The 5,454-nt window shown below is 62.2% G+C and carries 5 protein-coding genes; 4 read left to right on the top strand and 1 reads right to left on the bottom strand.

Annotated elements, in window-relative coordinates; all coding sequences use genetic code 11:
- Positions 1–141 precede the first annotated feature (141 nt).
- Positions 142–1,458 (top strand): Na+/H+ antiporter NhaC family protein, encoded by a 1,317-nt coding sequence (locus tag D6877_RS05535; RefSeq protein ID WP_024013513.1) that lies wholly within the window; start codon positions 142–144, stop codon positions 1,456–1,458.
- Positions 1,459–1,659: 201 nt separating this feature from the next.
- A complete protein-coding gene (locus D6877_RS05530) occupies positions 1,660–3,342 on the top strand; it encodes a methyl-accepting chemotaxis protein (protein ID WP_130910113.1) in 1,683 nt (560 codons plus the stop codon).
- Positions 3,343–3,542: 200 nt separating this feature from the next.
- Here D6877_RS05530 and D6877_RS05525 read toward each other — a convergent pair whose 3' ends face one another.
- Positions 3,543–4,478 carry a LysR family transcriptional regulator gene (locus tag D6877_RS05525; protein WP_130910112.1) on the bottom strand — a complete coding sequence of 312 codons (936 nt, stop codon included), beginning with the start codon at positions 4,476–4,478 and terminating at the stop codon, positions 3,543–3,545.
- Positions 4,479–4,591: 113 nt separating this feature from the next.
- Between D6877_RS05525 and D6877_RS05520 the strand changes: the two genes are divergently transcribed.
- A complete protein-coding gene (locus tag D6877_RS05520; protein ID WP_130910111.1) occupies positions 4,592–5,077 on the top strand; it encodes a DMT family transporter in 486 nt (161 codons plus the stop codon).
- A 3-nt stretch (positions 5,078–5,080) separates the two neighbouring features.
- Positions 5,081–5,454 (top strand): DMT family transporter (locus D6877_RS05515; RefSeq protein ID WP_130910110.1); only part of this gene is annotated, 374 nt, incomplete at its 3' end.

The raw sequence follows: 5,454 nt of genomic DNA, 5'->3' as shown, positions 1-5,454 counted from the left end.
GGGCTTTGACACCGCCGCCACTCTGCGGCACAGTGCGCGCCCTCTAACAAGACCCTCTGTACACCTCCGCCGGCCAACCCCGGGCGGACTCATCCTGTCTGGCGGTGTGTTTTCACCCGCAGTGTTTTTTGAGGTAGTGAAATGAATGCAGTCATAGCAGCCGTCGGCGTCATGCTGATCCTCAGCCTGTCGCGCGTGCATGTGGTGATCGCGCTGATCGTCGGGGCGCTGGTCGGTGGCCTGACCGGCGGTCTGGGCATCGACGCAACACTCAAGGCGTTCAACAGCGGCTTGGGCGGCGGCGCGACCGTGGCGTTGTCCTACGCTTTGCTCGGCGCGTTCGCCGTGGCGATTGCCAAGTCCGGCCTGGCCCATGCGCTGGCCGACAAGGCCCTGGCCATGGTGGATCGGCAGCATGCAACCGGCGGCGGTAACGTCAAATGGCTGCTGATCGGGCTGCTGTGGGTGGTGGCGATTGCCTCGCAGAACATCCTGCCGATCCACATCGCCTTCATTCCGCTGCTGGTGCCGCCACTTCTATATGTACTGACCAAGCTGCAACTCGATCGCCGTTTGATCGCCTGTGTCATGACCTTCGGCCTGATCACCCCTTACATGTTCCTGCCGGTGGGCTTCGGCAACATTTTCCTCAACGAAATCCTGCTGGCCAACGTCGCCCGCAGCGGCGTCGACATCAGCGGCATCAATGTCACCCACGCCATGGGTATCCCGGCACTGGGCATGGTTTTCGGCCTGGCGATGGCATTCATCAGCTATCGCAAGAAGCGCGTGTATGACCTGGCGAAGATCGAACAGGTCGAGCAGACGGCGGTGCACTACAACCCGCTGAGCCTGATGATCGCCGGTGTGGCCATTGCTTCGGCATTCGTGGTGCAGTTGCTGCTGGACTCGATGATTATCGGCGCTCTGGTCGGGTTCCTGATTTTCTCGGTGTCGGGCATCGTCAAATGGCGCGAGACCGATGATCTGTTTACCGAAGGCATGAAAATGATGGCGATGATCGGCTTCATCATGATCGCCGCCTCAGGCTTTGCCGAGGTGATGAAGGCCACCGGGCAGGTGCAGACGCTGGTCGAATCATCGGCGGCCTGGATCAATCACAGCAAAGGCGTCGGGGCTTTGTTGATGCTGCTGGTGGGCTTGCTGGTAACCATGGGCATCGGCTCGTCGTTCTCCACCGTGCCGATTCTGGCGGCTATTTTCGTGCCGTTGTGCGTGCAACTGGGCTTCAGCCCGATCGCCATTGTCTGCATCGTCGGCACTGCCGGTGCGCTGGGCGATGCCGGTTCACCTGCCTCGGACTCGACCCTCGGTCCGACCTCGGGTCTGAACATCGACGGCCAGCATCACCACATCTGGGACACCGTCGTACCGACCTTCCTGCACTACAACCTGCCGCTGCTGGTGTTTGGCTGGGTCGCGGCGATGGTTCTCTAAAAAATCCACAATTGCCCAATGTGGGAGCGAGCCTGCTCGCGAAGGCGTCGTGTCAGTCGACACACAGGTTGCTGAGCCAACGCTTTCGCGAGCAGGCTCGCTCCCACAGGGGGGCGGCGATGTTTCAAGACTCAACTTTTGCCCCGGCGTGCCGTTAAAGCCTTTAACCACGCCAACAAAATCAAAAGAGTGAGTCCCCCGATGCGCCTGAGTCTCAAGGCTAAAGTCCTGTCCCTTGCCGTTCTGCCGGTGCTGCTCTTTGCGCTGGTCATCAGCGTGACCACGCTGTTCATCCTCCAGGAACAGGCGCGCAAGGAGGTCGAACAGACCCGCGAGCGGCTGCTCAGCGACGCCAAGGCCACCCTGCAAAGTTACGTCGCCGTGGCCATGACCACGATCAAACCGCTGTATGACGCCGCCGCACCGGGCGACGACGCGGCGCGGGCGCAGGCGATCAAATTGCTTTCGGGCATCCGCTACGGCAAGGACGGCTACTTCTTCGGCTACGACTCCGAGACCGTGCGCCTGTTCAAGGCCAACGACCCCGACGGCGTGGGCAAAAGCTTCAAGGACAACCGCGATCCGAACGGCGTCTACGTCAACCTCGGCCTGGTCAAGGTGGCCAAGGACGGCACTCACTATCTGCAATACAGCTCGCCGCTGCCGGGCAACGCCAAGGTGCTGGTGCCGAAACTCGGCTACACCGAATACCTGCCGAAGTGGGACATGGCGGTCGGTACCTCGGTCAACCTCGACGGCATCGAAGCGCAAGTGGCGCAGGTCGAGGCGCAAGTGCAGGAGCGCGTGCATGGCGTGGTGCTGAGCATTGTCGGCGTTGCGGTGCTGGTGCTGTTGGTGATCGCGGCGGCGGGGATGCTGCTGGCCAACACCATTCTGCGTCCGCTGACCCTGATGAAAGCCAACCTCGACGACATCGCGGCGGGCGAGGGCGACCTGACCCGGCGCCTGAACATCACCAGCCAGGACGAACTCGGCGAACTGGCCGGCTCGTTTAACCGTTTCGTCGACAAGATCCACGGCCTGGTGCGGCAGATCACCGAGATGACCACGCAACTCACCGGGCTGGTCACCCAGGTCTCGGAACAGGCGCAGCGTTCCGATCAGGCCATGGAGCGTCAGCGCCACGAAACCGATCAGGTCGCCACGGCGATCAACCAAATGTCCGCCGCCGCTCAGGAAGTGGCGAAGAGCGCGCAAAACGCCGCCGTCGCCGCTCAGCAGACCGACGAAGAAGGCCAGAGCGCCAAGCGCGTGGTCGCAGGCAGCATCAAGCAGATTCATGCGCTGGTCGACGATATCCGCAACAGCGGCGTGTCGCTGGACAGCTTGCAGCAGGACGTCAGTTCGATTGTCGGCGTGCTTGGGGTGATTCGTTCGATTGCCGAGCAGACCAACCTGCTGGCGCTTAACGCCGCGATCGAAGCGGCGCGCGCCGGTGAGGCCGGTCGTGGCTTTGCGGTGGTTGCGGACGAAGTACGCGCACTGGCCAGCCGCACGCAGATCAGCACCCAGGAAATCCAGGGCATGATCGACCGCTTGCAGGCCGGCACGCAGCAGGCGGTCGAAGCGATGCGCCGTTCCAGCGAGGCCGGCGACGGTACTTCGCAGCAAGCCAATCAGGCCGGTGCATCGCTGGATGCCATGGCGCAGTTGATCGCCACGATCAACTCGATGAACGCGCAAATCGCCAGCGCAGCGGAAGAGCAGACGGCCGTGGCCGAAGAGATCAACCGCAGCGTGCATCAGATTGCCGTGGCGGTGGACAGCGTCGCCGATGAAACGCAACTGGGCGCGCAAACGTCGCGCAGTCTGGCGGAGCTGGGCCAGCGGTTGGGCAAGCTGGTCGGGCAGTTCCGTATCTGATGGCCTGAAAAGCCCCTCACCCTAGCCCTCTCCCAGAGGGAGAGGGAACCGATTGGGGAATATTGCGGGATTACGCCGACCTGAAAGTCCTGCTTTGAATCCATAATCGACGCGGTTTTTCAGGTCGATGCAGTGGGTGGGACACCTCGGTCGGTTCCCTCTCCCTCAGGGAGAGGGCTAGGGTGAGGGGCTCTAGATCTTCAGGCTCTGTCCCAATAAGGAATCTCGCCAAAGCACTCGACAAAAAAATCAATCACCGTCCTCACCTTCACCGACAGCCGTCGGCTCCCCGGCCACAGCACCGCGATCTGCTGCGGTTCCAGGCTGTTCGACACCTGATATTCCCCCAGCACCGGCACCAGTGTGCCCTCGCGCACCGCTTCGCCAATCAGCCACGACGGAAACATCACCAGCCCGAGGCCTTGCTGGGCGGCCTGGGTCAGGGTGTCGGCGTGGTTGCCGGTGATCGGGCCTTTGACGGTGTACGGCGTCCAGTCCTCGCCATCACGGCGGAAAAACCAGCGCTGCTGACCGGCCGCGCCTTTGTAGGCCAGGCACTGATGTTGCGCGAGTTGGTCGGGATGCTGCGGCGTGCCGTGGCGTTTGAGATAGGCCGGGCTGGCCGCGACCTGAAAGCGGTGCGGCGCCAGAATGCGTGCCTGCATGCTCGAGTCATGCAGCGCGCCGATGCGAAACAGCAGGTCGGCGCCTTCCTGTAGCGGGTCGACGTAATGGTCGGTTTGCTGGATATCCAGTTGCAGCTTCGGATAGCGCGCGCAGAGCTGGCCCAGCCAGGGCGTCAGATGGCGCTGGCCGAACACCACCGGGGCGTTGATGCGCACCAGTCCGGTGGGTTCGCTTTGCTGTTCCTGCAACGCCTGTTCGGCTTCTTCCAATTGCACCAGCAGCAACCGCGCATGGTGACCGAGCGTGCGCCCGGCTTCGGTCGGGGTGACGGCGCGAGTGTGGCGGTAGAGCAATTGCTGGTTCAGCGCCTGCTCCATCAATTGGATCTGCCGTGAAATGGAGGAGGGCGCGACCCCTTCGCGGCGAGCGACTTCGGAAAAACTGCCGTGGTCGAGGACCGCCACAAACAGCCTTAACGCTTTGAATCCGAGTTCGTTGAGCCCGTGCATGCCATGTCTCGCTGTGCGTGTTGCGCAAAAGTGTTGTCCGGATGCTCCCATTTATCGCACAGCGGCGCCAGCCGATAATCCGCGCCATTGTTTTTGAGCGTGGAAGGTTATGTATGCAGACGTTGGATGAAGGGGTGGTCGCGGCGCCGGCGAAAAGATCGGTGTTGCGTCTGTTGTTGCTGCCGCTGGTGATTCTTGCCGGCATGGGCCTGTCGGTCGAGGCTGGTTTGCTCGGGCCGCTGGGTGAGCAGGTCGGGCATTTGTGGGCGACGTTGAGCATCTTCGGGGTGGGTTCGGCGATCCTGTTTTTGCTCCTGCTGTTTGCCGGTCCGCAAAAAGGTCCGGCGCTGACCGAACTGCCGCGCTGGCAGTTGATCGGCGGTTTTCTCGGGCCGATCTACGTGGTGGTGCTGACGCTGGCGACGCCGCATATCGGCATTGCCATGACGATGATTGCGATTTTGTCCGGTCAGGTCGGCAAGAGTGTGCTGATCGACCATTTCGGCTGGTTCGGTGCGACGCGCAAGAAGGTCAACGGTGAGCGCTGGCTGGCGTTGGGCTTGATTGTGGTGGCTTTGGTTCTGATTGCGCGGGGGTGAGTGATGGGTCTGGTGATTTTGTTGGCGGTGGTGGTGTTGGCCGGTGCGGTGTTGAGTGTGCAGGCCGCGATCAACGGGCGTCTGGGTGAAACGGTCGGTGTGCTGCGCTCCAGTCTGCTGACCTTTGCGGTGGGCGCGGTGGTGACCGGGTTGTTGATTCTGTTTTTCGAGCCGGCGCAGGCGGTGAGTCTGCTTCAGGTGCCGAAGTGGCAATTGACCGGGGCGCTGTTTGGCGTGGTGTACATGATGGTGATGGTTGGCGCGGTGCCGGTGGTCGGGACGGCTGTGGCGACGGTGGCGGTGATTGTCGGGCAGTTGGGGATGGGGATGTTGATCGACAATTTTGGCTGGTTGGGGAATCCGGCGATCGGCTTGTC

This window comes from Pseudomonas sp. Sample_9, assembly GCF_004307535.1.
GTDB lineage: Bacteria > Pseudomonadota > Gammaproteobacteria > Pseudomonadales > Pseudomonadaceae > Aquipseudomonas > Aquipseudomonas mercuritolerans.
Note: the sequence above shows the minus strand (reverse complement) of the source record. Positions and strands in the feature narration are given on the sequence as shown.